The sequence below is a fragment of the Fructobacillus cardui genome (assembly GCF_963580785.1).
Lineage (GTDB): Bacteria > Bacillota > Bacilli > Lactobacillales > Lactobacillaceae > Fructobacillus > Fructobacillus cardui.
Map to the genome: position 1 here is coordinate 1 of NZ_CAUZLS010000009.1, position 26947 is coordinate 26947.

Below are 26947 nucleotides of genomic sequence, written 5' to 3' on the forward strand. Positions count from 1 at the left end.
GTCTATTTCTGCCATGCCTATTCCCCTTGGGAACGAGCGACCAATGAATTATTTAATCGTAAGCTTCGTTATTTCTTCCCAAAGAAAAGTCATTTCAGGGACGTATCGGAGTAGCGATTATATGAGGCGGTTGAACTCATTAACAAGCGGCCCATGAAATTACATCATTATCAAACACCATTGGAAGTTTTTACGAATGCGTTCGAATTAAGCTTGTAATCTGCAAAAACATTATTGACTGATTAAAAAATTTGAACAATTTCACGGCTGTAACTTGTCTCTTTATCACACCTCCCAAATTAATGTGGACAATGTCATTGATATAGTGCAAGTAAACATATTAATTATCAGAGAAATTTTTATCAATATAGTTTTTACCCCAATTTTGCATATCGACGAATAGAGGTATCAAAGAGGCTCCTACACTGTTCAAAGTGTAAATAGTTCTGCGTTTATTATTATCGTGATATTCTGATTTTGTAATTAAATTATCCTGTATTAATTCTTTAAGCTGTTGGGACAAGACCTGTTTAGTAGACTCGGGAATATTATTCTGCAGTTCAGAAAAATGCATTTGTTTTTGATTATAAAGGATTACTAAAATAGCCATTTTATATTTCCCACTGAACATAGAAAGGGTTAACTCTTTATCGCAGGTAAAATCAAAATTATTTATTTGTTTTTTAACAGACTTTCTGATGACATCAGTCATGAAGATTATATTCCTTTCAAGGTAATAAAAATATTACCTATTACATTAACATTTAGACAATGGTATATTATACATACCAACTAATAAGAAGTAAATAGAGGAGGTCTTAATTTTGAAAACTCAAGTGAAGAAGGTTAATAATTTAGCATTAACCATTTTTGGATCAGATGAAAATAGTTTCATGATAACTAACACACTTATTGTCAAAGAAGGTCATGCAGTGTTGGTGGGAACTGCATTCACGCAAAAAGATGCAAATGAAATTGCTAGCCATATTAAAGACAATGGTTATGTACTAGATAGCGTCTATTTGCTGCATGGTGATCCGGATTATTATTTCGGTTTAGAGACAATTAAGCATTATTTTCCAGAAGTAGTTGCGTATGCAACACAATCAACATTTACACATATTACCGAATCAGTTAAAGGCAAGTTGGATGCGTGGTCCGATGCACTGGGCGATCAATTACCAAATAATATTGTTCTACCAAAAATTGTTCAAGATTATAGCTTTGAAATTTTCGGTGACAAATGGGAAATTGTCGGTGACGATTCATCACGAACAAGTTTGTGGTATCCGAAAGATAAAATTTTAGTTGGAGGTATTGATACTTTTAATGAAATTAATATCTTTCTAGCTGATACAGCGACATTAGAAGGTCTTGCCCAGTGGAAACATCGTCTTCAATCTTTGATTGAACTTGATCCCGTCTTAGTAATTCCAAGTCATGGATCACTTGAAAAGTCATTTGATAAAGATGCCCTTGCGTTTACTGTTAACTATCTCACTGTAGCAGAAGAGGCTATGCAAAAGGCTACAGATTCGTCATCATTTATTACACTAATGACTGAGTCGTTCCCTGGTTTAGAGAATACTGGTGTATTGTCACTTAGCGCTAAAGTCGTTATGAAAGAAATTCCTTGGGGGTAAAAAAATGAATGAATTATACGAAAAATTATTACATGAAACTTATTTATTAACTGGACAAGGTGAGCTCGAAAAATTTAAGACTTATCTAGCTGATGATGCCTCATGGACTGAAGCAACCGGGTTCCCTTACGCTGGGACTTATGTCGGCCCGGATGAAATTGTCAAGAACGTCCACGAGCGTTTAGGTTCTGAATGGAATAATTATTCAGCTGAAGACATTTCATATGGATTCAATGGTAATAAAGTATTTGTTTATGGTAAATATAGTGGTGAATTTAAAGCGACAGGAAAGTCATTTATAGCAGATTTTGTGCATGTTTATGAGTTTAACTCAGATAATAAGGTACAAAAGTTTACCCAAATAGTTGATAGCCAAACAGTCGTTGAGGCAACGGAAAAATAAACAAAAAAATTTCTAATAGTAAGTAAACCTGATAACGTGGACAGTGCACAAAATCTGTTCGAAAGTTATTGGGTTTTTCTTATGTCTACGTGTTCTAAGAGATCTTAGAGATCTTAGACAAATTGTTGGCAAAAATTTAATCTTTAGTTCTTCAAGTTTAATTGGTACTGTGATGATCATTTTATTTTTCATCTTCCAATTGAATTATTAATAGTTTACATTTAATCAATCAACTACAAAAGAATATTTGAGAGAAAGGACAGGCGCTAAAATTTGATATGAGCCCCAAAATTAGGACATGTCATTGAGCAGCCTTGAGGACTGATGCCCGATATTCAATCGGCGTCAGTCCTTTTAATTTGCTCTTAATTCGTTTTTTATTGTAATAGTGAAATATTCTTTGATGGCTTGATTGAGTTCGCTAATCGATTGGAAGGTCTGTTGAAAACCAAAAAACATTTCTCGTTTCAACGTGCCGAAGAAACTCTCGATCAAGCCATTATCTGTTGATTTCCCTTTGCGTGACATGGACTGATTCATACTATGGCTCGACAGCCACTGTTGGAAATAACGATTTTTTTGATATTGCCAACCTTGATCAGTGTGAAAGGTTAGCTTAGTAGCGCTCGGGTAGCGTTTCACAGCCTTTTTCATCAGACTAATTGTCTGGGCAAAGTTTGGATGCCTGGACAATTCATAAGAAACGACTTCTTGCGGACAAATAAGTCTTTTGCCCACTGAGCTTAAATTCAGTAATATCGGCATACTACTTTTGGTCGGGATGTTCTGAGTGAAAAGATTGTTTGATCTTATTCTTTTTAATAACGCCAATCGTACCTTGGTAACTACTATATTTTGCTCGTTTACGGTTATGCAAAACTACTAAACTCATGATTGTTATGAGCCTTTGGATCTTTTTATGGTTCACCACTACGCCTTCACGCTTTAACTGTAGTGTAATGCGTCGGTAACCATAGCGAGCATGATGCTCCTCAAATAACTCACGAATTCGGTTCATGAGCTTTTCATTCTTAGTATCCTTTCCCACTTTCTGCAAAGTGTAGTAATCACTGCGAGAGAGGTGTGGTAAATCTGGATGATCGTTAATAGTGTCTAAGATGACCGTTAGAGATGCTTTCAATTCTCGCCTTAGTTGGGTTACCGCTTGGGTGATTTCTTCTGCTTGTCCTGCTTTTCGCGTTCAATTCGTTCGTCCACTAAGTCATCTAATTTTTTTGTATATTCGTTGATAATACGCAGCCTCAAGTTCTTCTCTTGTAAGGCTTGTTTTTCTTTCTTGAGCTTGCGATTTTCCGCTTCGAGCCGTTCTTTCTCCTGATTGATCATTTGGATTTCGTCCTTTTTTCTTAGTAACGATAGTATAACCGTTTTCTCGGTAAGAGCGAAGCAAATTAGAGACCTTGCCACGACTAGATAAACCACATTCAAGAGCAATCGAATTAATTGACTGTTTAGAAGTCAAAGCCCTTCGAATAACTTCGAGTTTAAACACATCAGAATATGATTGATAAGAGCGGTCTAGAATAGATAAGCCATACTTGTCAATCAAAGAAACTAAATACTGTATATTACCACTGTTTATCTTGTACTTATTACCAATCTGTTTGGGATTATAACATTGGTCTTTCCAAAGATAATAAATATTAATTTTGTCTTCTTTTGATAATTTGGACATAGTAAAACCCCGAAATTTGGTTGTCCAAATTTCGGGGTTCATATCACAAGGGCGTTTTTTTTATTTATCTCAATATCACTCAACTACACGAAAGGAACACTACCATGACAAAATATTTGATTCTAACCGAAAAGCCTAGCGCTCGTCGAAACTTTGAAAAGGCATTAGGGGGTCTTTCGGGCCATTTTGCTGATTTTGACTATGAGCTAACCAATCTCAGAGGACACGTGATGACCTTAGCTGAGCCACAAGACCAAGTCCCTGATACGCTCACGACTCAAATGCAGTCCTGGGAACTCAAAGATTTACCGTGGGATTTAAACCAGTTTAACTGGAAACGAACGTATATTGTCAGTAAAAACCCACGAACTGGTAAACTAGAAAGCACCAAATCACTTTTAGACGATTTCAAGAAAAAAGCCAGTCAAGGCTTTGATGGAATTGTCATTGCGACCGATACTGACCCCTCTGGGGAAGGGGACTTGCTCGCTTGGGAAGCCATTGATGCCATTAAATGGACCGGCCCTGTCTATCGCGCAAACTTTGTGGATGAAAGTGAAAAGGGATTACGAAAAGCCCTTGAACACTTAAAGCCTATTTTAAGCTTTCAAGAGCACGGTCCCTTACAAAAGGGACTTGCCCGTAATAAATGGGACTTTGCCTCGATGCAGCTAACTCGAGCGGCAACGACCTTGACTAAAAAACAAGGCTACCCCTTTGTTTCACGGCAAGGTCGCTTAAAGTCTGCGATGATTTTACGAGTATACCAGCAATTAGAAGCCATCAAGAATTACCAGCGGGTACCATTCTTTGAAAATCGTTATCATGATGAAAATGGGCATACTTATGCACGCGCTGTTAACAAAGAAGAAGAACCTGATTTTCGTTATGCTAGTCAAGAAGAGGCCCAAATACAAGAAACATTACCTGAAACAGCCACACCCGTGGTAATCAGTACGCAACCAAAAGAAACACAACCACCCAAGTTATTGGACTTGGCCTCACTGTCGGCTATTTTGGCTAAAGAAGGCTTTCAAGCAAAAGAAGTGGCCGCCACTTATCAAAAACTTTATGAAGCCAAAATTGTTTCTTATCCACGAACAGAAGATAAGACGATTACCCCCGAACAGTATGAAGACTTACGGCCATTAGTGGATAAGATCGCCCAAATCGTTGACGTTGGCGTAAGTTTACTTACTATTCGAGAACCAAGAAAGAGTCATGTTCAAGAAAAAGGGGCGCACGGAGCCAACCGACCAGGTCCAGTGGTGCCAAGTTCTCTGGAAGGGTTGCTGTCTTATGGTCCTTCAGCACCAAAAATTTATGAGGTCTTAGCGAAGAACTACTTAGCGATGATGGCTGATAATTATCACTATACGCAAATCAAAGCTCAGTTAGCTGAGTTACCAAACTTTACGACGACCATTAACCAACCTCAAAGTCAGGGGTGGCACCTGGTTTATCAAGATCAAGATGAGGAAGAGGGCCAAACTCGTTCAACGCAAGGCATTGGTCAACAGGCTCGTCGTTTTCTTTATGAAGGCCAAAACAAAAAGCCGACTGCGCCAACCTGGAAATGGTTAAAAACTTTTCTTGAAAGATATAATATTGGGACTGGTGCCACGCGAACCAATACGTATGGGGAATTGACGAGCGGTAAAAATGCCTATATGATTGACCAAAAAGGAAAGATTAGCTTAACGGATAATGGTTTGGCAGCGGCGATTTTGGTGCAAGATACTTATATTGCCAATCCGAAGACGACGAAGCGTGTTTTTGATATTTTTGATCAAGTCGGCCGCTTTGAGATGACAGCCGATGAGGCCTTACATTCCTTGAACGTAACGGTGGCGCATGATTTGCCCATTATGGCTGAAAACGTTAAACAACTCGAAAATGCTATTGAAAAACCAACCAGCTATGAACCGAAAGAAAAAGTCAGCGGTGAGTGGCATGGAGAAGAAGTGACGTTTAACGCATTCTTTTCGGGCCATCGTTTTACGGCAGAAGAGGTGGCACAATTGTTAGCCGGTGAAGTGATTACCTTTCAAGCGGCGAGCAAAAAAGGCAAGAGTTATACAGCTAAAGGTCAACTTGCAAAAAAGCGCTATAAAGGCAAAGACTTTATTGGTTTTGATTTAATCTTGGATAAAAAGAAAACCCGTAAAATGAAAAAGTAGAGAAAAGTAGAGAAAAGTAGAGGAAAGTAGAGGAAGGCAGTTTAAAAGGGAGGTTAAAATGCTACAAAGAGAATACGAAAAGAAGTTATTAAGAGAGCGTGGATCGCGTTATGAACGCCTACCAAACCTAGAAATCGCGATGAAAGTAGCGAATATCATGGTGAAACGATTCCCAGAGGGACTTAATTTATCTCAAAAGCGTCACTTAGCTGACCAACTGTCGATTACGGATAAGAGTTTGGAGCGTTTGCTCGATCTCTTGTCAGAAAATGGGCGCTATGAACTAATCGAAGTAGAGAAAAGTAGAGAAAAGTAGAGAAAAGTAGAGAAAACTCTACCTTTTATTTAGAATTTAGCATATAATGATTACATCCTGAAAGGTTTTTGAGGGAGTAAAAATGAAATGTCGCCTTGCTACTTATCCGATTACTGCTTGTGTGAAATTTGTTGCTTTTTCTAGACATTTTTTTGGCAAGACGATCCTACTGATAATCAGTCAGTAGGCTTTTTTATTATCGTTATCCTTGTTGCTTGACAGGGTTAATAAGTCGCGGTATAAATAAGTTAACTCAAATAATATTTTTGAGCGAAAAAGGGTTTCAACCACCGCCTGAAAGCTGTAATCGGTATTTTGTTTTCAAAAATCTCCCTTTTTGATACAAGATTTGTTGTCGAATGTGATCCGTTTCATGATTATTAAATTACTTCCTATAACACAAGTAACAATGTAAGATAAAAACTTTTGTTCATTCATTTTAAATAATATTCCTTTCAATCGGGCGGTCCTGCTGTTAACACAGCAGGCTTTTTATTTTGTACATAATGTCCAAAATAAAAATAAAAGTAAAAGTAGAGAAAAGTAGATTTTTCTCTACTTTTCTCTACTTTTTAGTATGTATTCAAGGCTTTTGCTTGCTATAATTTTTGGGTATCAAATGTTAGAGGAGAATAGGCGATATGGGGCAGAAACATCTACAACTCGAAGAACGAATTCAAATTGAAACGCTGTTAAAAGAAGGTCATAATCTAAGCTTTATTGCTAAGACTATTGGTTACTCAAGAGCTACCATCACCAAAGAAATTCAGCGAACAACACTTCACGCCACAATGGACAGAAAAGTAAGCGCACATATATCAAGGCGGATGTACCGGGCCATTGAAGGACAAACCTTAGCTGACCAAAAGCAACGAAACAAAAAGAAGTTCCCAGCTAAATTAACGCCGAGACGAGAACAGCTTATCAAAGAATACATTCTCGAACACAAGTGGTCACCCGAGCAAATCGCCAACGGGCCGTTACGAATTGGTGTATCCTTTAAAACCATCTATAACTGGGTGAATCATAAAAGAATTAAGGGACTCGATTACTGGGCGTTGCGAGATAAAGGTAAACGACAACGGTATCATAAACGAGCGTTAAGTTGGAGTGAACGGAAAAGTTTGTATTTAAAAAAAGAAGATCAAAAACGAGCTACGCATCAGTATTCCATTGAATTTCGCCCCAGTGTGATTGAAAACCGAAACCGATTTGGGCACTGGGAATTGGACGGGGTTGAATCTCGACAGTCCAGTCATTTGTTGTTAACTTTTGTAGAACGGTTTAGTCGGTATGCGGTCTCAATGGTTATCAAGGATAAGTCTGCTTATACTGTTAGCAATGCTATATCGGCATTCTGTCAAAAATATAAAGGCTGTGTAGACAGTGTGACTTGTGACCGAGGGTCAGAGTTCATTGCACTGCAGACTCGACAAATGCTGGATCAGCATGGTGTGAAATATTATTATGCGCATGCGTATTCACCGTATGAGCGTGGTTCTAACGAGAATTTTAATAAGCTCTTACGGGAATATTATCCTAAGAAAACCGATTTCGCCCATGTAAGCCAATCTGAGCTCGATAAAGTAGTGATGAGTACAACACACGTCCAATGCGAACACATCGCTACAGGAGCCGTTTACAGGCTTTTAGACGTCATTGCCAGTACCGACAAGTAGCATTTGACCAGCGGTTCTTAAATCCAGCTTAAAAAGCAACAATTGAATTCTTTTTTTGAACCAGTCCCTGGACTGGCTTTTTTGCGTTGGTCTAAAAGTTAACACGCTTGGCAATTGGTGCAAAGTACGTTATAATTCGAAGAGTTCAACGAAAAAAGAGGCGAAAATCAGCGATTCTTTTTCGATGATAAAAAAAGACAAAAAATTTTTCAAAATAAAAAAGGCCTTATATCAAGCCTCGGAGCGGTTGTTGACTTACGTTGTTAATTTTAGGGTTGCAAATTTCCTTAGATACTCTACTTTACATAATATATATTATCGAAAGTAAATGGACTAAGGGAAATTGCAACCCCCAAAGCATAATTTTATTAATTTTTTTTACAATTACCCTTATTTAGTTAAATAAACACTTTTTAATAATCATTCTCCTTTGTCTAATTATTTTTCAAATTAAACATCTGTAAAAAAAAGACTCTTAGTTTTTTAACAATTAGGAAAGATAAATATATCAAATAATGATATGCTTTTTTCTTATTGTAGCATATGCTGTTTTTTTAAGTAATGTCGTCTTTAAGTTCATATTGTCTTAATTCATTTATAATTCTTATAAAAAAAGAACTAACATCATTTGTGTTAGTTCTTCAACATGCAATAAATATTAGTAATTAATCATTCTTTTTTTTACGAGTAAGGAATAATAATCCACTAATCAAAATGATGATTTTAGCTAGTAATCCAGTATTTACATCATATTTTTGAGAACGAATTCCTGTTTCAGGTTCTACTGGGGAACTCTTATCTGTACTATTTGGTATCTTCGGCTCGTTTGTATCCACTGGTACCAATGATCCTACCTTGTCATAAATAACTGTTTCGCTATTATCACTTGAACTTGGATTTACTGTAATCCCTGAGATTGTCTTTTGACTATCATCTCTTAGGACATATCCTGGTATTACTGGTGAAACCTTTGGACTAAACGTTTCACTTGCATTGTTCCAATCAGTGTAAGTTACTTGTCCAGTTACTTCGTCAACAGTGGCAGTTCTACTAAACGTTACTTGATCATGACTTGGATCATGAACAATTTTGCCATTACCATCTACATAGTTGATGGTTTGGTTAATTGCCTTACTCAAGCTGTCTTTGTCTGTGCCATTTGGCCACTTTGGTCCATTTGGATTATCTGGATTAATTGGTTGACCTGGAATGCCTGGGTTTTCTGGTGTAACTGTGTCTACTTTGTGATTGTATTTCACCACCTCTTGAGTGTCTTGTCCATTAAAGGGTACTATAATTTCATCAATTTTTGCTCGATCTGGCGTTGAGTATCCTTTATCAGTCAAGTCAGGCGACGTTACCTCTGCCCACTTATTGTTGTCTGTAAGCCATGCCTTATCAGCCTGGTCTGGTGTCAAAGTGACCGTATCTGTTCCATCAGTTGAGTAACCAAGTAATGCGCCAGTTACTTTATCAACTACTGCTGTTCGATAATAGTTGACCGTTTCAGTAACATCTTTTGAAACTTCTTTTCCTGTGTCACTATCGATATACTTAATTGTACGCGTAATACTGCGACTTAATGAATCCTCATCTGTTCCTGCTGGCCACTTTGGCCCATTTGGATTATCTGGGTTGATTGGTGTTCCCGGTACTTTTGGATCATTTGGCCCAACCGTTGTACTTTGTTTACTATAAAAAACATTTTCAATTACATCTGCATCAGTTGATTTAACAGAATATTGATTAATAGATGAGCGATCTGGACTAGAATAGCCTTTACTACTCAAATCTGGTGAATCTACTTGAGTCCAGATACCAGTATCATCTAATTGCCAGGCACGGTCACCACCCTGAATACTAATATCAGGAGTTTTATCCCCGTATTTACCAGAAGTGTATCCTAATAAATCTCCATCAGCACTGTATACAGCATCTCGTTTAAATGTAACAGTCTGAGTGACGGTTTGTGCTACTTTAGCATTATCTACAACTTTCTGTCCATTCAAGTCGTAAGCACTACGATCTAAATAATTAATAACTCGTGTAATTGTCTTGGTTTGAGATACTACCTTATTGTTCGCACTTGGATAAACAACTTTCACATATTCAAATGTATTAGGAAATCCAGTCTGTCCACTAATCCAGACATTGGGATCTCCGTTTTTATTGGTAAATCCAGTACCCTCTGCAGTAGGTGCGCCGATTTGATAATTAGAAATTACTGTACTAATGCTTGGACTCCCATATCCAGAAATTACTGGTGACTGAACATCTGGAATACTCTCCGGTGAAACACCGTTATTCCAATTCCACAAATACTGTTCCTCATTATTTGGATTTGCATATAAGCGCCATCCTTGATTAGCATCATCAGCAGGGAGATCAACATTCAAGCTGTTATTTGTAGTCGAGTATCCTAGAAACTTACCCTTTTGGAAAACTTTAATTTGACGATAATTAATTGCATCAAAACGAGAATCAGCAATATGTGAACCAGCTTGAACACCATCATTCTCATTTTTATTCACATAATCAATCTGGCGATAAAAATTGCTCGTATTGTATTCTTTCGTTCGAACATAGTGATATGTAATCGTAACATGTTCGTACGAGTTTAAATTATTTGTTGGATTAGAAACAATTTGACTACTTCCATCAGCTGTGTAGTAATTATTTCTTATTTTATCCACATTTCCATCTAAAGAATCCGTGAAGCCTTGTTGAACATTATAATTGCTCGTAACTTTATTTGTGTTTACATCAAAACCTTTAGCAGACAAATCAGGAACATCAACATCTGGTAATTGCGTTGCTTGTCCGCGTACTCTCCATCCTTGATTAGTATCGTCTAATGAAATATCATTTTGTTGCCCATCAGAGGAATAACCAACTAATTGATTATTGCTGTCATATACCGGATAGCGATAATAATCAACAAACGAATTCACATCACTTGGTAAAAGATTGTCCGGAATATCAACTGAATCGGCACCATTTTCTCCTGTAGCTGCGCGAAAGTGGATGTCACGGCTAATGTGGTTAAATTGTTCTCTTCCAACATAAGTAGATACCACATCACCTATTCTGTTACTCAAACTTTGTTGTGTATCAGTAGACTTTTGGCTATTTGTTTGTTGTGTATCAGTAGACTTCTGGCTATCTGCTTGTTGTGTATCAGTAGACTTCTGGCTATCTGTTTGTTGTGTATCAGTAGACTTCTGGCTATCTGTTTGTTGTGTATCAGTAGACTTTTGGCTATCTGTTTGTTGTGTATCAGTAGACTTTTGGCTATCTGTTTGTTGTGTATCGGTAGACTTCTGACTATCTAAGATAACACTTTTTTTGTTTGCTAAAATATCTTGACCATTACTTCCGTCGGCCTGAACATCTGTTGAGTCGGCTGAGGCATAATGTGTATTATCTAGTGTAATGCCAGTAACCGCACCAATAAATATCAAGCCGGCAAAGACTAGAAATTTACCGTCTTTATACATCTTGTACTTTATGTTTTTCATTTGATCACGCTCCATAATAAAAATATGTCAATATAGACAAACTTAATAACCTTAAGTTCGGGATATCTCAACACTTTCATTGTATTATCACAATATGGTCATGCCAAGGGTACACATTTCACATTTTGTATACCAAAAAAACATAATTATGTATTAATTGCCATCTTTAATAAAGCATGGGCGAAATGATTTATTTTTAATAATCGAATCTAATAGTTTAACGTCTTTTTTCACGCTTGTTCCATATTTTATTGTATACCACTCAGCAATACTAAGCATTTCAAATATAAACCATACTAATGAATCATCATTAGTTAAATCATAAATTATTTCATAAAGATCATCGTTTAGTGTTTTACGGAAATCATTATCTGCATATTGGAATGTAATAACTCTTTCTGGAAATTCTGTAGAAAAAAAAGTCTCGAATGGAGAGTCTCTAAAACGTTGCATGTTTAGGATAGTCAAATTCTTATCAATGACTCGTGCTAATATATAATGCAATACCTCATACTTACTATCAAATTGCTTATAAAAAGCAATTCTTCCAATTTCAGCAGATTTACAAATCTGTGTAACTGATAATTTTGAAAATGGTATTCTTTGCATCAAGTATAGTGTCGTATCCATTATAATTTGCTGTTTTTTAGTGAATTTCATTTTAATATTTTAGCGCACTCCACTGCCCCGATATAAAAAGATATATATACAGTTTAGGTTAGTTTAATATATTTTCGGTTGTGAATATAATTTAGAATACTATTCTTAATAATTAAACTCTTTAACTAGGAATCGAACCTGTCAAAGCATAATTTTATTCATTTTTAAAATTATTCTTATTTGGTTAAACAAATACTTTTTAATAATTGTTCTTCCTTGTTTAATTACTTTCCAAATTAAATCTCTGTAAAAATGACTCTTAATTTTTTAATAATTAAGAACCATAATGCCATCAAATAACGATATAGTTTTTTTCATTGTAACATACAACGAAATTTTCAAAAAATAATACGTCATTAAGAAAACACAATAAAAAATGCATCCATATAAACAGGAGCGTTTTTTATTTTAATTTACTGATTATCTAATTCTGCTGTCTTTTTCTTCAAGTAATTTTGTCGATAACGGTTCATTTTAACAACTTCCTTAGCAAAACGATGTTCAGGCGTATCACCATCTAATGCCTTTAACATGGGCTTATTGTTAATTTTATCCGTTATTTTATTTAGTTCTTCTTGTGTTAAACGACTAAATGTTGTTTTCTTTGGTACATACCTTCTTAATTCACGATTCTTATATTCATTTGTCCCTCGCTCTTGTGGTGAACTAGGATGAGCATAATAAACCTTTGTTTTTTGGTCTTTTTGTACATATTGCAAGAAATTAATATTACGGAACTCACTGCCATTATCTGCCGTGATTGATCGTACATAGTTACCATACTCTTTATAAAAGGCTTTCATACCAAGGACGACTTCTTGCGCTGTACGGCCACCTAACTTAATACAAACATAGTAACGTGTCTTACGCTCTGCTAACGTCAAAATAACAGCTCGATGCGTTAAATCATCACTATCACTTTTAGCTGGACATACCAAATCAATCTCCCAGTGTCCAAACTGTTTTCTTGTAAGTACACTTTCAGAGCGAGCTGATATTCGCCTTGGAATTAACGCGTTTTGGTCTCTTAGCTTTTCTTGCAGATAAGCCAATTCTTCTTTTTTTCTAGCCTGTTGTTCCGCAATTTCAGTCTCTCGCTTATTTAACTTATTTGATTTTCGCCGACGATAAACATAAGGCTTTACATCTAACATACCGTGTCTAATCCAGTTACGAATTGTTGAAGCCGATATATCAACCGATTGAACCTTACTAGCAATCTGCTCTGGCGTCCAATGCTCATCATTGACCCAATGCTCAATCGTCTTTTTCAGTGCAGGTGTAAATAATGAACCTTCTCCATGCCTTATTGAACGCTGTGTCGCTATATATTGACCTCTAGCAGAAGAATACTTAATTCTAGCGTGACTACTAAGGCTCATAACCGCTTGACGAGGCAAATGATCCCAGTTTAAAACATTTCCTTTTTGAAGTTCATGTGACACAGTTGATTGTGTCATACCAATTTCTTCGGCAATCGCAACCTGACTCATTTTGCAATCATTCCATAGATACTCAATCAAATACCGTTGTTTTTCTGTTAACTTTGGTCGGCGTAACCGCCCCTTTGGTAGTTTTTCCGTCATGTGATTACTTTCTTACTCAATTTTCTAATGTACTTATGTACTTAATAAAAAGTTAGCACCTTTTATTGCTTTAAACAAGTAACAAAAATAACCATCAAATAATTTGTCAATTTAAGAAACGTCAAAGAAAAACATTTTAAAAATACGTCCGCTTACAACACACCACTTTCGCCTAACTGTTTTTTTGCTTGATAAAGCTTATTTTCAATTTGACTGACCCCATCCTCACCATTCTTATCCAAACCTAGCAACAAATCCATTAAATTAGAATAAAGATAAGTTAACTCCAGACTTTTACTAACCAATTCCTCCACATAACAATCTAACTTCTTTGAAACCATCAAAACATCACCATAAACTTGTGACTGGTCAGCCTTTTTAATACTTTGAGCCAAACTTTTCGTTTCTTGTAAAGTAGCAAAAAAATTCGAAGCATTCTTCTCAAAAACAAAATGCTGACTATCCGCCATTAGCGTGCTAACCAATTCTTGATATAACGCCCTAAAACGTTCTAACTGCTTAATGAACATTGGTAACATTTCCGATTTGATATAAATTTTATTACTCATACAACCCTTTCTTTTCTTTAATAAAAAAGAAAAGCTATATTATAGCTTTTCATTATAAGTACACTTAACAAATCCTCAAAAAATTGTGTTAACTTTTCGATTACAACTCATTCTTCAATTATGAGTGGTTCAGGATATAAATGATTAGAAGGTGTTCCTTGACGTTTTCCTTGACCAAATGAAGGAAACTTCTTTTGCAGTTTTCGTAACACCTCTGCTTTTGATTTTCCAACCATATAAACCTCTCGGGAATAATATCCCACTGCTTTCACTGACATTACACTTGCTCCTTTTTCGCTTCAACACTAACCACAACATCTTCTCTTAATAAACCCATCTTCTCCAACTCATCCCACATCTCATCAGTCATTTCATGAAGCCGAACTTCATGTCCGTCCTTTTTAACAATCGCTTTCTTATCAAGCTCTGCCTTAAAATTAGGCAATACAGATGACATAACCGTCGAATTAGTAGCCGTTATCATTTTCATTTGCTCATCTGATAAATCAGCTTCTTCAACCTTTTCTAACACGTCCTGCCACCGCCCTGTCTCCTTTAAAACTCTTAAAGATGGGGCAACATACTTATATATCCAACGTTCAATACTTTCGACACTCTGAACTTTAGGATCTGACTTAAAACGCATTTTTGAACCCATTGACGTTATCAAGTCCCATGCCGACAATGGCTTTAATTTGTCAATATATCGCTCTCTCAAATGGTCACTTTTTTGTCTTTCACTTTCATCAATTTTTTCATTAACAAACCACAAATAAGTCTTCAAAATTGACAAGGTGTATGGCACTAAATCATCACTTCCAAGCCATTCGTCAATAACTGCCTCTGCCTTATCACCATGTAACTCCAGTTCAATACGATTTTTAGTATTTGTATCAATACCTTTTTGTTGTTGCTCCAAATACTTATCATAAATACGAATAACAAAAGGAGACTTACCAAAATTAACTGTCCATCCTGCCGTTTCGTTCCCATGGATAGCATACGAGCGAGATTTTGACCAAAACCGCTTTTCTTGTACAGCACGCACAATATCGTCCATATTAAAAAAACCATGCGTATCGTTAATTGCTAAATCTAACCGTGTTAAATGACCGTTAAAACGCCTTGCTCGAACCATGAACCGTTTCCAAGTCAATGCTTGCTCATGCAAAACAGACTCAAAAATACGTGTTCCCTGACCCGTTAGATAAAGAGTTGCCCCTGTTTCTTGTTGCATTCTATCTGTTTGAGTATCAAGAACAGGGGCATGTCCTTGTACATAAAAGTTCTTTTCGCCTGCAAAAGCATATTCTTCCGAATAAAAATTTTGAGAAGTGGAACGCAACAAAAAGAGCGACTCTTTCATTCGCAAAACTTCTTGGATCACTTGCTTGGCCGTCATATCTGAAAAAGTAATCGAAACCCAATCAAACTGCAAAGATAATTTTTCGTTTAATTCTGGATATTTTTCAACCAGCAACTGATAATACTTATCCGCTAGTAGCTCATCACTATTCTCAATATTTCGATAGCTTCTTTCACTAAGTCCAAAAACTGTCATTAAAACGGATTGTTTAATATTTAAAATATCACGAACACTCTTTAAAGAACTACCTTTAATCGTTACTGGGCTTTCCATCATCATGCCCCCCTTTTCAATATTTTTTTGATTGCCTAATAAATAAAAGGACTCAATATTTTTTAACGCCATCACATCTTCAAAAGTCGCTCGATATGATTTATCAACCGTTCCTGTTAAATCATCAAAACCTGCTCTAAAGCCATACAAATCACTACCAACAACATTCCCCAAATCAATAGCAACACCCAATCGACTAGGAATTGTAATCACTCTCGAATTAACTCGAATTAAACGCGTACCCGCCCACTCTGATTGATACATCAACCCCACACGAACAAGAGGCTCATCAGTCAAAGTTGAAAAACTATGCTCAACCAAGCCCATAAAATACGTTTGATAGTATTGATTATCATTTAAAAAAACAGTCATATCTCTTCTCCTCTGTCATTTTTTGCCGATTTGAAAAATTACCGGCAATTCTGCTTTTTAATCAGAAACCGCTATATATCAGCTTTTCGACACCCTTTTAGGGTTTTAGCACTGAGTGTTTTCTGCCCCTTAACCCCCCTGTTAGTAATAGGGGGTTTACAATTTTTTACGCCTTTTTTGCTCGGGCAAGAGCCAGTGGCTGGCATAAGCTTTGCTTATGCTTAACCGCCACCTAGCTTCTTGGCAGACACTTTGTGCCTGCCTGCCAGAAGTGGCTTGGTTCTTCCTTTGGTCGCCCCACCCTCGAAAAAAGGCTATGTACATAAAAAACCCACTGTCTAACAAAGTCTGTTAAAACCGTAAGTCTTCAATGTCTACCTGATAAGTTTTCAAAACACTCAACTAGGCAAGCCTGATTACTTCAAAACATTTTGCAAACCTGATAATTCCTTTGAGCGATTATTAACGTGTGTTCGAACCGAACTAACTGTTCGCAACATAAAATTAAGATTTTTTTGAATATCAGCCAAGTAAGAAGGCAACATCGGATTAATAGCCATTAACTCTTCTTCACTTTCTCGACCTGCCTTAATGGCCTCTGCTAATTGGATAGTATTTTCAAGATTAACAGCCTTTTCCAACTGCTTCATCTCGCCTTGCGAGGCTTCTGTCAACTGAATAATCTTCTTTTTATCTAACGCCATAATTTCTACCTACTTTCTTTTCAACAAATAAAAAAAGAAACCTCTACTGTTCTAAACGCTGATAGAGCTTATCAAAGTCCTCTCGTGTTCTATCAATTACCTGCTGAAGACTTTCAAAATCACGCTTCAACAAGCCAACTTCTGAACTAAAATCAGTTAAACCGTCAGTACTTCGCTTTGTTAATTTTGATAACTTGGCAATTAAATCATCAAAATCAATGAAAAAGCCACCATTTTCAAATTCAAATAATTTACTTCTAAGAGAAACTTCAAGATTAGTTAATCCTGCTCTTTCTTTTGTCGTAATCATATATAACCACCTCTCAAAACCAATAAAAAAAGCCCATCAATTAAAATGGACTAAAACCTTATCATTAAATTTCCAATTCCCATAATAATTATTATTGAACTAATCTTATTCCAAAAATTCATAAATAATTATTCATAAAACATTGATTGCCTAACCTTAAAAGGCCTTATCGGGACTTTTTTGCTTTCTATAACATACTGGTGCTCTGATGGAACAACCCATTTTAATTCTCCTTTCTTTTGGCTATCTGTGCCTTTATATAATCATGCAAATTAAAATCTTTCGGAACTTCTGGTGCAAAAAAAGAACGCACTTCATCATTACCCGTTTGGATAAATCCCCAACCTTTTAAATCCTGTGACAAAGGATGAAACTCCTTATCTGTATTAGGAAACATCATGCCTTTTATCTCTCGGGTTGGCATGCCCATCACTAATCGCAAGTTTAATTGGTTACGAATAGCAGTTGGCAAACTATCTGCCCCTGGTCTTTGCATACCAATAATCAAATAAAAACCAAGTGAACGACCTTTCATCGCCACTTGGTTTAAACAAGCCTTCGCTTTGTTATAAACTTTGTAATTTTCATCTTGAAAATCAAGACTATCGGCCATCTCAACAAAAGCCCCATACTCATCAAAAAACAAAAAATGAGGAGCAAAATTAAAGTCAAAATACGAACCAACTTGACCCGTTGACTTTATCTTTTCAATCTTTTTTGACCGTTCTTCCATCTCATCAAAATAAGTCAAAATGGTTTGCAAAATCTCGGGCAACTCTGTTGAAACATGGTCAGTAAGCTCATCAATATACTTCAACGAAGCCAAATCATCTCGCTTTGGGTCAATAATTTCAACAAACTTCGTTAGTGTCAGCAATTGTCCTAAAATTGAAAACATTACATAAGACTTACCTGTTCCAACGTTTCCAGCAATCACCGCATTATAATTTTTATCAAACTTCCAAGGAATACCTTTAGCAATCTGAACCACACTTTTAGTTGGTTTTAACTCATTCAACTGATAACGAAACTTTATTGGGTCAAAAGCAAAAGTCGATACCATTTTATTTTTCTTGAACTCCGTTGTTTCTTTATCCGCCAACAAAGCAATTTCAACGACTTTATCAAAACGACCACTTGAAAACTGTTCCATATAGCGTTGACCATCAACTGGTTCAACTAAAAAAAATTGCCCCGTATCAAAGTTAAAACGAACCGCTATTTTTGGAAAATAAGTCAATTCGCCGTCTGCCTCATCGTAAAAGCCCTTAGAAACGACCAGCAAAGCAATTAATTGTCGATACTCAACTTTCTTCAAGTAATTAGCTAAACGCCCTGTATGAGCTTGAGAATACGTTTTAAAGAGATAGTACAAACCATATGCTACGCCAGCTTCTAAAAAAGCTAAAACAAAACCCAAAACAAAGACAGTTATGAAAGAAAGAGACAAGATGCCTTTAAATAAAGCAAAACCACTCAACAACAAAAACAAAACCAACAAAAAAAGCAAAGACCGCTTCAAAAGTGTCTTTGCCAAATACTGGTCTTGATATTTAATTTTCTTGTACAAAACAAAACTACCCTTTCCCCGCAATTACACAACCAACAAATCCTACACCAAAAACAATTGCTAAAGTAATTAGAATAAATGCCTAAATCATATTGATAACGTTTAAACCGACGTTTATTAAAAGGTAAAAAATTAAAATCATATTTGTTCATTATCATTTTTTCCTTTTTAATACTGCTGTTCCAGCTTTGCCCCTGCGTTTTCGTTGACGGTCTTAAAGGCCGTCGTCCATTCGTCAAACAAAGAATGGATAGCAATTTTTCCTGTATTGCCATAAATGTCTCGGAACAAGCACTGCCCCTTTGCCATATTAGCTAACAGTTCACGATTATCTTTGGTATCTGCTAAGTTAAAATGTTCCAAAATATGCTTTCTATCCGAAGAGTCATCAAAAGCAAACAGTTGACCATACTGCCCTTGTGACTGTTCATTGACAATATCGCCGACTCGCTGGGTCGCATAACAAAGCATATTATTTTCAGACCGTCCTAGTCGCTTAATACCATCTAGGACTTTTTTCCCAGCCTCAGAAGCGTTAAATATCCACGCTTCATCAATAAACTCAACCGAAAACTCATCAGGATTCTCACGACCAAACTTTTCAAAATACTTACCCAAGGCAAGCATAATAGAAACCGAATACTTTTGTGTTTCCGTATAAGTAGCCACTTCTTGCTTTGGCTTTGGCAAATCAAGACCAACTACTTCCAAAATTGTCCGCTGGTCGTCAAACTGCAACGAATCAGTCGAACCATCAGAAAAAGCAACCTTTAGCATGGAGCGGGGAATCACTTCCAAAAGGTTTTCAGCATAAGCCTTAGTTGAATCATTTTGCTCTTGCATAACTTCCAGCACGTTCAACGTTCCAACCTTATGACCTGCCAAACGTTCATCACAGACTTGGTGAATAGCCCTAGTCAAATTCGTATCAAGAACCGTATCTTGGCCCACACCACGAATCGACAAAAGCATTTCTTTGACCAGCGTTGCGACCGTTGGTATATCATCTTCACTCGATTGCTTGGATAAAGTCAACATAGGGTCTAAAACACCACGATTAGCATTATCATTAGCATTCAACGTTACATAATGAAAGGAGTTCAACAACTTCTTAAAGTAAGGATTATTTTCCTTTTCCAAAGCCCGGTCAAACCAACGCCGAACTTCTTGCTTCGGGTCAACATACAACATCTTGACATCAAACATAGCAAGATTCAAAAGCAAAACCTTCACCAAGAAAGACTTTCCTTGACCAGTCTCACCAGTAATAGCAATGTGGGGACTATCTGTTTTGGCCCCCTTAATACCCTTGTTAGCAACTGATGGATTCAACAAGACCAAATTACGGGAAGAATAAATCGCCTTATCAATCGACTTGTAGCGTCCCATATCTAAGGAACGGCCGATATAAAAGCCAGTGTTCATACCCAAGTGAACCGTTGTATCAAAAAGCATTTCTGCCATGGCTTCCGTAGACGTATACTGTTGCCATTGCTTGTACACACCAACTGACTGACCCGGCAGAGTTTGATACAACAACATCTCTTGATTAAACATAGGTGTCAAAACCTTAGTACCACGGTCATAAGTCGTAAGCCGTGCTTTAATCGTCCGCAACTTCTGTTTCAAAGCTTCCTTATCTTCATCACGAACAACAAGAATCATAGTCCACGCCATAAAGGCTTCTTTACTATCCAAAACATCAACTAAATCAGAAGCTAAGGCAAAGTTAATATCTGACTTCTTAGAAGAATCATCACCGGTTAAATCAGCGTCAACCTTTTCACTACCAAACTTAGCCTTAAAACCCTTAGCTTTTTCGGACATACCCCGGATTCCACGCCTTTCCGGATAGGTCAGCTTAATGTGTAGTTCCACTGGAAACTTCAAGCCTTGAATAACTGGAATCAGTTCCAAGTTCTTCATACTATCGGGCAGTGCCAAAACAATATGAGAGATATAGTCCGTCTGTTCCCCATTATCTCGTTTGATAATCCGTGGATCAGCAAAATCAAATACTGTTTCTCGCATATCTTCCAAAGACACAGCAGTTGGATTGTTGTATGGGAAACCAAGCACTCGGACCATTTCTTTTTCCGTTACCTTACGACCACCAACGACATTCAATAGATTCAAAATATCGTCATTCATAGTTTGGTAACGGTCAAAAAACTCTTCTGAAAACTTAGCTTTGAACTTCAAAGCGTCCGCCACTCGTCTAAGCACCAAGTCCGTTGCAAATAAGGCCTTATCAGTGATACTTTCACCAATCGCAGACGACTGCAACCTGACCCCAATATAAAACTCATCAATCGTTGCCGGTCGGAACTCATCTTGTAAGATGGCTGGCTCTTCTTGGCCCAAGTAATAACGGGCTACATCATTGATGTCTTTTGCCCAATCGTCTTTAGTACCACGAATACGACCAACTAAATCCATGTCAGCCGGTAAAAGCTTCATATCGACATCATGGTACTTTTGTAAGCGTTCCAAAATATCAATCAGATTATCCTTATGCCGGCGTTTTTCTTCAACATTTGCCACATTGATTTGGAAAGGTTCGAGCTTGTAGTATGCCCAAACATCGCCTTTATCCGTCATTATCAGATTATCTTGATACTGAACAACTGGATTTTCAAATAAGACCGTTGTTTTCTTAGCCATTATGCTGTCCCCCCTTCTGTAAACTGAACTAACTTCTGACCATCTGAAGTCGTCAAATGGCCCTTATCCGTGACCATTGTTGGTGTCCTTTCAATTCCAAAATCAGAAATGAAATGACGATTAGCAGAATAAGCAACATTGACTACTTGAATCTGTTCCTTATGATTTGCCATGTTCAAAAAATTGTGCCAAAAGATGGCTGGATAAGCCTTTTTACAAGAAGAACAATCAGGATTATAGAAAAACGTTCCTTTCATATCCTGCTGTAAAGCAACCGGTCGATTATTTTGTCCCGAAGCCGATAGACCCGGTGCTAGATAAATAAAAGCCCCTACAATAACTGAAAAACCCAAACTAAAACTAGTAAGCATTTTCCAATTTAAATATTCCTTTAAACCAAAACCCTGTTTTGACCTTTTCTTATTTTTCGTTTTCACGTTTCATCTTTTCCTTTCATATCGTTAGGTGCAATAAAAAAAGAGCTTTCGCCCTTATACTTTCAACTGGTTAATCAAAACCGTACTAAACTTCTTCGAGTTTTTATCAGCCCATAAATGAACTAAATGATAAGCAGGAGCCGAATCACGACCATCTGCGTCTACCTGTGTTTTAACCACAGTAAACAATTCAACCTGCGAACCATTTGTATTGGCAACATATGTTGCCGATTCAATAACCTTACTCTTTAAACCAAGATTATCAATTTTCTTACCACCAGTATCATCTAAACCAGAATCAAAAATCTTCTTTTCGTTATCAGAAGATAATTGAAGCATGGAAGAGAGTGTTTTTTGTCTTGCCTGATAAGAATCTTGATTGGTCCAAGTATAGTAAGTCATAGCAAAATTATTTGCTTTCGCCTTAGCCCATGAATAACTATCAGTGGACTGGTTTTTAAATGTTGTGTTTTGTGTATCGACCGCCTTTTCTTTTTCTTGAAGCGTTTTAACATCATTTTTTAAATGATTGACCTGACTTTGTTTTTGACCATTAGCTACTAAAAACACTGATAAAAGAAGAACAAAAAGACCTGGCACAAACCAAAATAACTTATTTCTCATCTTGAAAATCTCCTTGTATCATAGTTTTTTTAATCGCCATAATCTCATTAATATATGGGTCATAGTCAACTAAGTAGGCCACGTTTTGACTACCAGACTGACCAATCACAATATATTGTGGCTTAGTCGTATAGTAATCTGCCGGTGCTACTTGCTTCACAGTAAAGTTTTGACGATTTCCAAAATCAACACTAGCACCCGTTGTTCTTTGCATATATGCTTTAGCCGAAGCCGAAACTTGGCCCGGTGCCATCAAATCATACTTCGTTGGATCTTGATTTAGGACAATCCCCATCAACGTTTTTAACTTGTCTGCCCCCTTTGTCGTCATATCGTATTGGTCTTGCAAAACCTGGTCACCACTAGAAGATAAGACAATCGTTTTCTTTTCATTTAGCTTTTTCTTCTTCGTCTGCAAGTCATGGACTTGTTTCTTTAAACCACTACTTTGACTAAACGCCAACAAAGACATGATGGCTAGAACTGCCGTCACACTAATCAATATCTTTTTAACCATTTTAACTTCCTTGAATAAAGGTCATTCCTTGACCTAATGTAATCTCACGAAATGATACCGTACCCGTTCCTAAATCAACAACATTAGCTTCTGATACTAAGAACTTCTTTCCATCATCAGAAACCGCTTCAACAACGGCCACGTGGCCATAAACCGCAACAGCCCCAGCAACCCCCGGCTGAAAGGACACTGCCCAACCAACACTAGGCTTGTCACTGGTCGTTAAACCTTTTGCTTTGGCTGTTTGCGCCCATTGCCCACCATTTTGCAGATAATTTGGCACGGGGTGGCCTAACTCACTCATTCGATTATAAGTATACCAGGTACACTCCCCAAAAGGATAGGTATTGGACGAATCAGTAGCCGTAAAATTTTGATTCGTAATCTTGTCTTTATATTGGCTTGGAATCTCTTTAACGGGTGCGCCAGACGTTCCTTTGGTCGTACTCGTATCACAGCCACTAATAGCTGGTGCTGGACTACTTGAAGCAACATCAACGGAGGCAATGGTTGCTTCTGAATCAGACCCAGACGAAAACTCTTGATACCATTTCTTGGCATAGCTTGTTCGTTGAGCCGTCGTTCCGCTTCCACCACGTTCCCATCTTGAACGCAAGAACTCGGTTGCTTCTTCCACAGAGTTCATTTTCAAACCCTGCTTCAAAACTTCACTATCCTTACCATCATGGTTCAAAGCAAAATCTAACTGAAAACTGGGGTCTTTCCAATCTTTTCCCTGACTTTGGGCTTCTTTTAGTAGGCTCACTCGCCGGCCACTGTCCCATTGGTTAAAACCAAAGGCATAACCAGCAACTGATTTATCGTTTGCCTTGCTTTCATCATAGGATTTACCACCTTGGATAGCCGAAGGATTTAATGACGATTCGACTTGCGAATTACCTAAGTAGGCTGCTATGCCCGCTTCGGTAAAACCCGTTTGATTCTTCAAATTATCATGAATGGATTTTGCCATTGCCTTTTGGTCAGCAGTTGACGTAACCGATATATTAGCTGAATTACAGGAAGAATTACTAGACGAAACACCCGTTGCAATAATCACTAGTAAAATTACACCCAAAAGAATCAAAGGAACGAAAAGCCAAGCGTTAGCAATCATAAATGAACCAGCCGTCTGCGCTCGCTTCAAACGTTTAACATGTTTTTGAATCCGTTGTGCCTGCTTTTGAAGTTTCTTTACTAGCTCACTATCCATTAGTCACCAACCCCCGGCTTTTCCTTATGGTCGCTGGTTTTCAAGTCCCGTTCTAAATCAATATCCCGTTTCCTTGATGGATTAGTTGCCCCATTTCCTGAACCACTTGGCTCCTCTTCTACCAGCTCGGTCCGTCTTGTAACCTTTGGCTTTCCGGATTCGTTTGTTTCAAAATGACGCTCGCCATCCTGACCCAAATCAGTCAAACGTTGGTCACGTTCCTGTTCATAGTCAAGATTACCTAAATTACGAACAGTATCATGAATATTGTTTCTTGATAATCTTCTGGCACGATCCGCCTTTTCTTGCTCACGTTGGCGTTGCAAATCCTGCTCGTCTAAGAAGCTATCCAAGCGTTCATTTCGGCGTTCTTCTTCTTGAAGTTCTTCTGATTCTTCTTCATCAGATTCACCACCGTTTTTCCGGTTGGCAAAGTGATTTCCAATATAAGAAGCAAGGGCATTTTTAGCAATCCCCCCACCACGCTTAACCGGTCTTGAAAGCGAAAGCTTATCTGCCATATTACCAATGGAGGCACCACCGGCAATTAAGTTGACAATCGCCCCCTTCTTCTTCCAAAGCGTAATCATCAAAACAATAAAGAGTAAGGAGTTCAACATAGCCGACCCGTTATTGACTGGTGGTACGACAATATCGACAATATCACCCGTCCAGTTGACAAAGACAATCCCGAACAACAAGGCAATCTTACCCAGTAACATACCAACGCCCATGGCAATCGTTTTCATCAACAAGCCCGAATATTTTGGAATCAATGAAAGTAAAGCGACAAATGGCGCAATAAAGTAAACGGCAATCGCCCCAAGTTGTAGCACCATATTGGCAACCCCAATTCCTAGATAAGGAACAGCATAGGCAACTGATACGGCTGGCGACATAAAGGCGATAGTCGTTTGAAGCCAAGAATATGAAGAACCAGCTTTCATGTACTTTTGATTTGAAAAGTCTTTCTTGACCTTTCCAGAAGCCTTAGACCCAAGCAACTTGTATGGATCACCATCATTGGAATCAACCTTATCAGCAGAAGGCACACCAAAATTTCCCAAATAAAATGGTCGTTCAACAGCCTTAGTAAAGTATTCATGACGAATAGCATTCTTAAATGAGTTACTAGTGTCAGCGACCTTGGCTTGGTCCGTGTTTGATGTAGCTTGGAAAACTGCTGTTTGTGTTACAGACGTATAATTGTTCAAGTTTGTTAGCACCGTACTACCAGCACCGACCCAAGTAGCACCCATAATGGCAATCAAGAATACAAACCACAATCGCTTTAAGTCTTTTGCAAAAGCGACAAAGGCCCAAACAAGTCCAACCGCAAAGGCTAAAGCTAATAGCCAACGGAAAACATCTAAGCCCCAAATATTTTGGTTAAAAATACCAATCTGTGCAATCACTGTATTCATGGAAGAAGTAATCGTGGTTAGGTCAAACAAACGACTTAACCCAGCGTCCGTCACACTATAAACAATGTTTGTGTTAATGTTTTGGAAAAGGTCAGACAGCATGTGGGCGACATTACCTGACAAATCAGTAACACCAGCTGACTGATAATACATTTGATAATTTTGGAGAATGTTTTGGTTAACCCAATCCATATCATTGGCATTTAAGTGCTGTTTAATCACATCTGCCGAAATCTCGTCAGGGTCACGCCCAACCACTCGGTCAACATCACCTATCGTTCCTTTATTGTCCTTACTATCAGCGTCAATCCTAATTCCCGATGTTTTACCATCATTGACACCAGCTTGATTTAAAGCGTCATTCGTCGAATCAACACTTTGTGTTATCTTAGCGACTTCTGCTTCGTCGTCCGACTGCCCATCTGCATAAACATTTAAACCATTAAAAAAGACCAACGCTCCTAAAAGTGTGGCCAGACCGATTATGATTTTGTTTTTCATACTGCTTCCCTTCTCTTTAAATTATGTTTGTTTTTGGTTTTCCTAGGTACTGCCCCTAGCCGTCCTAGCCACAAGCTGACAAAAACCATAAAAAGGCAAGACATTAAAGTCCTGCCCCTAGTGCTATAAAATCTTGTACTGCTTATTAGCGGAGTTCAAACGCTTATCTTGATATAACTGGTTTTTCTTAATCCCGTATCGACGATAATACTTAAAACAAGCCATCAACTGGTGTTCAAATGGTAAATCATCAATTCGCAAGTACCGGTCTAAAAAGTAAACCGAAACAGCAAATAACAAGACTAAGCCAAAACCTAGTGAGAGCCGGTCAATTTGAAACAGCCCCAACAGACTAGCTAAGACTGACGAAAAAACAATCGCAATCGCTTCTAGTCCAAAAAACCGTCCGTTAATCCAAAATGGCGAATAAAAGTCGCCGTAGATATGTTTGAACTTTGCTTCGTCCACAAACACTCGGCGATAGTTATACATCTTAACCCCCAATTCCAGAGATAAACTCTTTCAAAGCGTTAATCAGATTACCCGGTGCCGCCAAGAAGCCTTGCGGATCATTAATAGCAGAATAAACAACTGCCCCAATTCCAATAGTAATCCATAGCTGAACTGTTTCCTTTTTACCAAAATGTAAAATGGCACGCCATGCAACAATAATAAACACCACAATCAGTAGCAGTGGTTTAATCGAATTATAAAAAGGCATT

General features: G+C 37.6%; 24 protein-coding genes and 3 pseudogenes. 6 read left to right on the forward strand and 21 right to left on the reverse strand.

What is annotated here, in order from left to right; translation table 11 throughout:
- Nucleotides 1-219 (forward strand): annotated as a pseudogene (locus tag AABI20_RS07180) (transposase); the annotation flags it as partial.
- Nucleotides 220-340: 121 nt separating this feature from the next.
- Here the strand turns inward: AABI20_RS07180 and AABI20_RS07185 are convergent.
- Nucleotides 341-712 (reverse strand): winged helix-turn-helix transcriptional regulator, encoded by a 372-nt coding sequence (locus AABI20_RS07185; RefSeq protein ID WP_338347307.1) that lies wholly within the window; start codon nt 710-712, stop codon nt 341-343.
- Nucleotides 713-824: 112 nt separating this feature from the next.
- Between AABI20_RS07185 and AABI20_RS07190 the strand changes: the two genes are divergently transcribed.
- Both AABI20_RS07190 and AABI20_RS07195 read left to right on the forward strand, forming a co-directional pair.
- The gene (locus tag AABI20_RS07190) at nt 825-1643 is read left to right on the forward strand and encodes an MBL fold metallo-hydrolase (RefSeq protein ID WP_338347308.1); all 819 of its coding nucleotides are present in this window, start codon (nt 825-827) and stop codon (nt 1641-1643) included.
- 4 nt (nt 1644-1647) lie between these two features.
- A complete protein-coding gene (locus tag AABI20_RS07195; RefSeq protein ID WP_338347310.1) occupies nt 1648-2046 on the forward strand; it encodes a nuclear transport factor 2 family protein in 399 nt (132 codons plus the stop codon).
- 301 nt (nt 2047-2347) lie between these two features.
- Here the strand turns inward: AABI20_RS07195 and AABI20_RS07200 are convergent.
- From AABI20_RS07200 to AABI20_RS07210, 3 genes and pseudogenes are all read right to left on the reverse strand, one after another.
- Nucleotides 2348-2811 (reverse strand): annotated as a pseudogene (locus AABI20_RS07200) (transposase).
- A 1-nt stretch (nt 2812) separates the two neighbouring features.
- Nucleotides 2813-3064 (reverse strand): IS3 family transposase, encoded by a 252-nt coding sequence (locus AABI20_RS07205; RefSeq protein WP_338347311.1) that lies wholly within the window; start codon nt 3062-3064, stop codon nt 2813-2815.
- A gap of 204 nt (nt 3065-3268) precedes the next feature.
- The gene (locus tag AABI20_RS07210) at nt 3269-3742 is read right to left on the reverse strand and encodes a hypothetical protein (RefSeq protein WP_338347313.1); all 474 of its coding nucleotides are present in this window, start codon (nt 3740-3742) and stop codon (nt 3269-3271) included.
- A gap of 104 nt (nt 3743-3846) precedes the next feature.
- Between AABI20_RS07210 and AABI20_RS07215 the strand changes: the two genes are divergently transcribed.
- From AABI20_RS07215 to AABI20_RS07225, 3 genes and pseudogenes are all read left to right on the forward strand, one after another.
- Entirely contained in the window at nt 3847-5922 is a 2076-nt protein-coding gene (locus AABI20_RS07215; protein ID WP_338347314.1) for a DNA topoisomerase, read from the forward strand.
- A gap of 58 nt (nt 5923-5980) precedes the next feature.
- On the forward strand, nt 5981-6238 hold the full coding sequence (locus AABI20_RS07220) for a hypothetical protein (protein ID WP_338347316.1): 258 nt from the start codon (nt 5981-5983) through the stop codon (nt 6236-6238).
- 641 nt (nt 6239-6879) lie between these two features.
- Nucleotides 6880-7949, forward strand: a pseudogene (locus AABI20_RS07225) (IS30 family transposase).
- Between the two features lie 633 nt (nt 7950-8582).
- Here the strand turns inward: AABI20_RS07225 and AABI20_RS07230 are convergent.
- The 17 genes from AABI20_RS07230 to AABI20_RS07310 all read right to left on the reverse strand — a co-directional run bounded on the left by AABI20_RS07230 (nt 8583) and on the right by AABI20_RS07310 (nt 26946).
- On the reverse strand, nt 8583-11435 hold the full coding sequence (locus tag AABI20_RS07230; RefSeq protein ID WP_338347320.1) for a mucin-binding protein: 2853 nt from the start codon (nt 11433-11435) through the stop codon (nt 8583-8585).
- Between the two features lie 153 nt (nt 11436-11588).
- A complete protein-coding gene (locus AABI20_RS07235) occupies nt 11589-12065 on the reverse strand; it encodes a TetR/AcrR family transcriptional regulator (protein WP_338345556.1) in 477 nt (158 codons plus the stop codon).
- Between the two features lie 443 nt (nt 12066-12508).
- Nucleotides 12509-13681, reverse strand: a complete 1173-nt coding sequence (locus AABI20_RS07240) for an IS30 family transposase (RefSeq protein ID WP_338345557.1) — start codon at nt 13679-13681, stop codon at nt 12509-12511.
- A gap of 152 nt (nt 13682-13833) precedes the next feature.
- Nucleotides 13834-14250 carry a hypothetical protein gene (locus tag AABI20_RS07245; protein ID WP_338345558.1) on the reverse strand — a complete coding sequence of 139 codons (417 nt, stop codon included), beginning with the start codon at nt 14248-14250 and terminating at the stop codon, nt 13834-13836.
- 107 nt (nt 14251-14357) lie between these two features.
- Nucleotides 14358-14528, reverse strand: a complete 171-nt coding sequence (locus AABI20_RS07250) for a hypothetical protein (RefSeq protein ID WP_338345559.1) — start codon at nt 14526-14528, stop codon at nt 14358-14360.
- Nucleotides 14528-16261 (reverse strand): replication initiation factor domain-containing protein, encoded by a 1734-nt coding sequence (locus AABI20_RS07255; protein WP_338345560.1) that lies wholly within the window; start codon nt 16259-16261, stop codon nt 14528-14530. The genes AABI20_RS07250 and AABI20_RS07255 overlap by 1 nt, the downstream gene beginning before the upstream one ends.
- A gap of 416 nt (nt 16262-16677) precedes the next feature.
- A complete protein-coding gene (locus tag AABI20_RS07260) occupies nt 16678-16965 on the reverse strand; it encodes a hypothetical protein (RefSeq protein WP_047975418.1) in 288 nt (95 codons plus the stop codon).
- A gap of 43 nt (nt 16966-17008) precedes the next feature.
- A complete protein-coding gene (locus AABI20_RS07265; protein WP_047975419.1) occupies nt 17009-17275 on the reverse strand; it encodes a hypothetical protein in 267 nt (88 codons plus the stop codon).
- 223 nt (nt 17276-17498) lie between these two features.
- The gene (locus AABI20_RS07270; protein WP_047975430.1) at nt 17499-18845 is read right to left on the reverse strand and encodes an ATP-binding protein; all 1347 of its coding nucleotides are present in this window, start codon (nt 18843-18845) and stop codon (nt 17499-17501) included.
- Between the two features lie 168 nt (nt 18846-19013).
- Nucleotides 19014-21509 (reverse strand): ATP-binding protein, encoded by a 2496-nt coding sequence (locus tag AABI20_RS07275; protein ID WP_047975420.1) that lies wholly within the window; start codon nt 21507-21509, stop codon nt 19014-19016.
- Entirely contained in the window at nt 21509-21946 is a 438-nt protein-coding gene (locus AABI20_RS07280) for a thioredoxin domain-containing protein (protein ID WP_047975421.1), read from the reverse strand. The genes AABI20_RS07275 and AABI20_RS07280 overlap by 1 nt, the downstream gene beginning before the upstream one ends.
- A gap of 54 nt (nt 21947-22000) precedes the next feature.
- On the reverse strand, nt 22001-22570 hold the full coding sequence (locus tag AABI20_RS07285; protein WP_248661852.1) for a hypothetical protein: 570 nt from the start codon (nt 22568-22570) through the stop codon (nt 22001-22003).
- Entirely contained in the window at nt 22560-23087 is a 528-nt protein-coding gene (locus AABI20_RS07290; protein ID WP_047975423.1) for a hypothetical protein, read from the reverse strand. Before AABI20_RS07290 ends, AABI20_RS07285 begins: the two co-directional genes overlap by 11 nt.
- A gap of 1 nt (nt 23088) precedes the next feature.
- Complete coding sequence (locus tag AABI20_RS07295; RefSeq protein WP_235271970.1) at nt 23089-24300, reverse strand: phage tail tip lysozyme; 1212 nt, start codon at nt 24298-24300, stop codon at nt 23089-23091.
- On the reverse strand, nt 24300-26225 hold the full coding sequence (locus AABI20_RS07300; protein WP_053068963.1) for a CD3337/EF1877 family mobilome membrane protein: 1926 nt from the start codon (nt 26223-26225) through the stop codon (nt 24300-24302). Before AABI20_RS07300 ends, AABI20_RS07295 begins: the two co-directional genes overlap by 1 nt.
- Before the next feature lie 123 nt (nt 26226-26348).
- Entirely contained in the window at nt 26349-26717 is a 369-nt protein-coding gene (locus tag AABI20_RS07305; RefSeq protein WP_047975424.1) for a hypothetical protein, read from the reverse strand.
- Nucleotide 26718: 1 nt separating this feature from the next.
- Nucleotides 26719-26946: a TcpD family membrane protein gene (locus tag AABI20_RS07310; protein WP_047975425.1), complete on the reverse strand. Its 228-nt coding sequence runs from the start codon at nt 26944-26946 to the stop codon at nt 26719-26721.
- Nucleotide 26947 lies beyond the last annotated feature (1 nt).

Excerpts from the sequence above, each read along its gene's own strand:
- AABI20_RS07185 (WP_338347307.1), bottom strand. The coding sequence starts at position 712 with ATGACTGATGTCATCAGAAAGTCTGTTAAAAAACAAATAAATAATTTT.
- AABI20_RS07195 (WP_338347310.1), top strand. The coding sequence starts at position 1,648 with ATGAATGAATTATACGAAAAATTATTACATGAAACTTATTTATTAACT.
- AABI20_RS07205 (WP_338347311.1), bottom strand. The coding sequence starts at position 3,064 with ATGAACCGAATTCGTGAGTTATTTGAGGAGCATCATGCTCGCTATGGT.
- AABI20_RS07210 (WP_338347313.1), bottom strand. The coding sequence starts at position 3,742 with ATGTCCAAATTATCAAAAGAAGACAAAATTAATATTTATTATCTTTGG.
- AABI20_RS07215 (WP_338347314.1), top strand. The coding sequence starts at position 3,847 with ATGACAAAATATTTGATTCTAACCGAAAAGCCTAGCGCTCGTCGAAAC.
- AABI20_RS07220 (WP_338347316.1), top strand. The coding sequence starts at position 5,981 with ATGCTACAAAGAGAATACGAAAAGAAGTTATTAAGAGAGCGTGGATCG.
- AABI20_RS07230 (WP_338347320.1), bottom strand. The coding sequence starts at position 11,435 with ATGAAAAACATAAAGTACAAGATGTATAAAGACGGTAAATTTCTAGTC.
- AABI20_RS07235 (WP_338345556.1), bottom strand. The coding sequence starts at position 12,065 with ATGGATACGACACTATACTTGATGCAAAGAATACCATTTTCAAAATTA.
- AABI20_RS07240 (WP_338345557.1), bottom strand. The coding sequence starts at position 13,681 with ATGACGGAAAAACTACCAAAGGGGCGGTTACGCCGACCAAAGTTAACA.
- AABI20_RS07245 (WP_338345558.1), bottom strand. The coding sequence starts at position 14,250 with ATGAGTAATAAAATTTATATCAAATCGGAAATGTTACCAATGTTCATT.
- AABI20_RS07250 (WP_338345559.1), bottom strand. The coding sequence starts at position 14,528 with ATGTCAGTGAAAGCAGTGGGATATTATTCCCGAGAGGTTTATATGGTT.
- AABI20_RS07255 (WP_338345560.1), bottom strand. The coding sequence starts at position 16,261 with ATGACTGTTTTTTTAAATGATAATCAATACTATCAAACGTATTTTATG.
- AABI20_RS07260 (WP_047975418.1), bottom strand. The coding sequence starts at position 16,965 with ATGGCGTTAGATAAAAAGAAGATTATTCAGTTGACAGAAGCCTCGCAA.
- AABI20_RS07265 (WP_047975419.1), bottom strand. The coding sequence starts at position 17,275 with ATGATTACGACAAAAGAAAGAGCAGGATTAACTAATCTTGAAGTTTCT.
- AABI20_RS07275 (WP_047975420.1), bottom strand. The coding sequence starts at position 21,509 with ATGGCTAAGAAAACAACGGTCTTATTTGAAAATCCAGTTGTTCAGTAT.
- AABI20_RS07285 (WP_248661852.1), bottom strand. The coding sequence starts at position 22,570 with ATGAGAAATAAGTTATTTTGGTTTGTGCCAGGTCTTTTTGTTCTTCTT.
- AABI20_RS07290 (WP_047975423.1), bottom strand. The coding sequence starts at position 23,087 with ATGGTTAAAAAGATATTGATTAGTGTGACGGCAGTTCTAGCCATCATG.
- AABI20_RS07295 (WP_235271970.1), bottom strand. The coding sequence starts at position 24,300 with ATGGATAGTGAGCTAGTAAAGAAACTTCAAAAGCAGGCACAACGGATT.
- AABI20_RS07300 (WP_053068963.1), bottom strand. The coding sequence starts at position 26,225 with ATGAAAAACAAAATCATAATCGGTCTGGCCACACTTTTAGGAGCGTTG.
- AABI20_RS07305 (WP_047975424.1), bottom strand. The coding sequence starts at position 26,717 with ATGTATAACTATCGCCGAGTGTTTGTGGACGAAGCAAAGTTCAAACAT.
- AABI20_RS07310 (WP_047975425.1), bottom strand. The coding sequence starts at position 26,946 with ATGCCTTTTTATAATTCGATTAAACCACTGCTACTGATTGTGGTGTTT.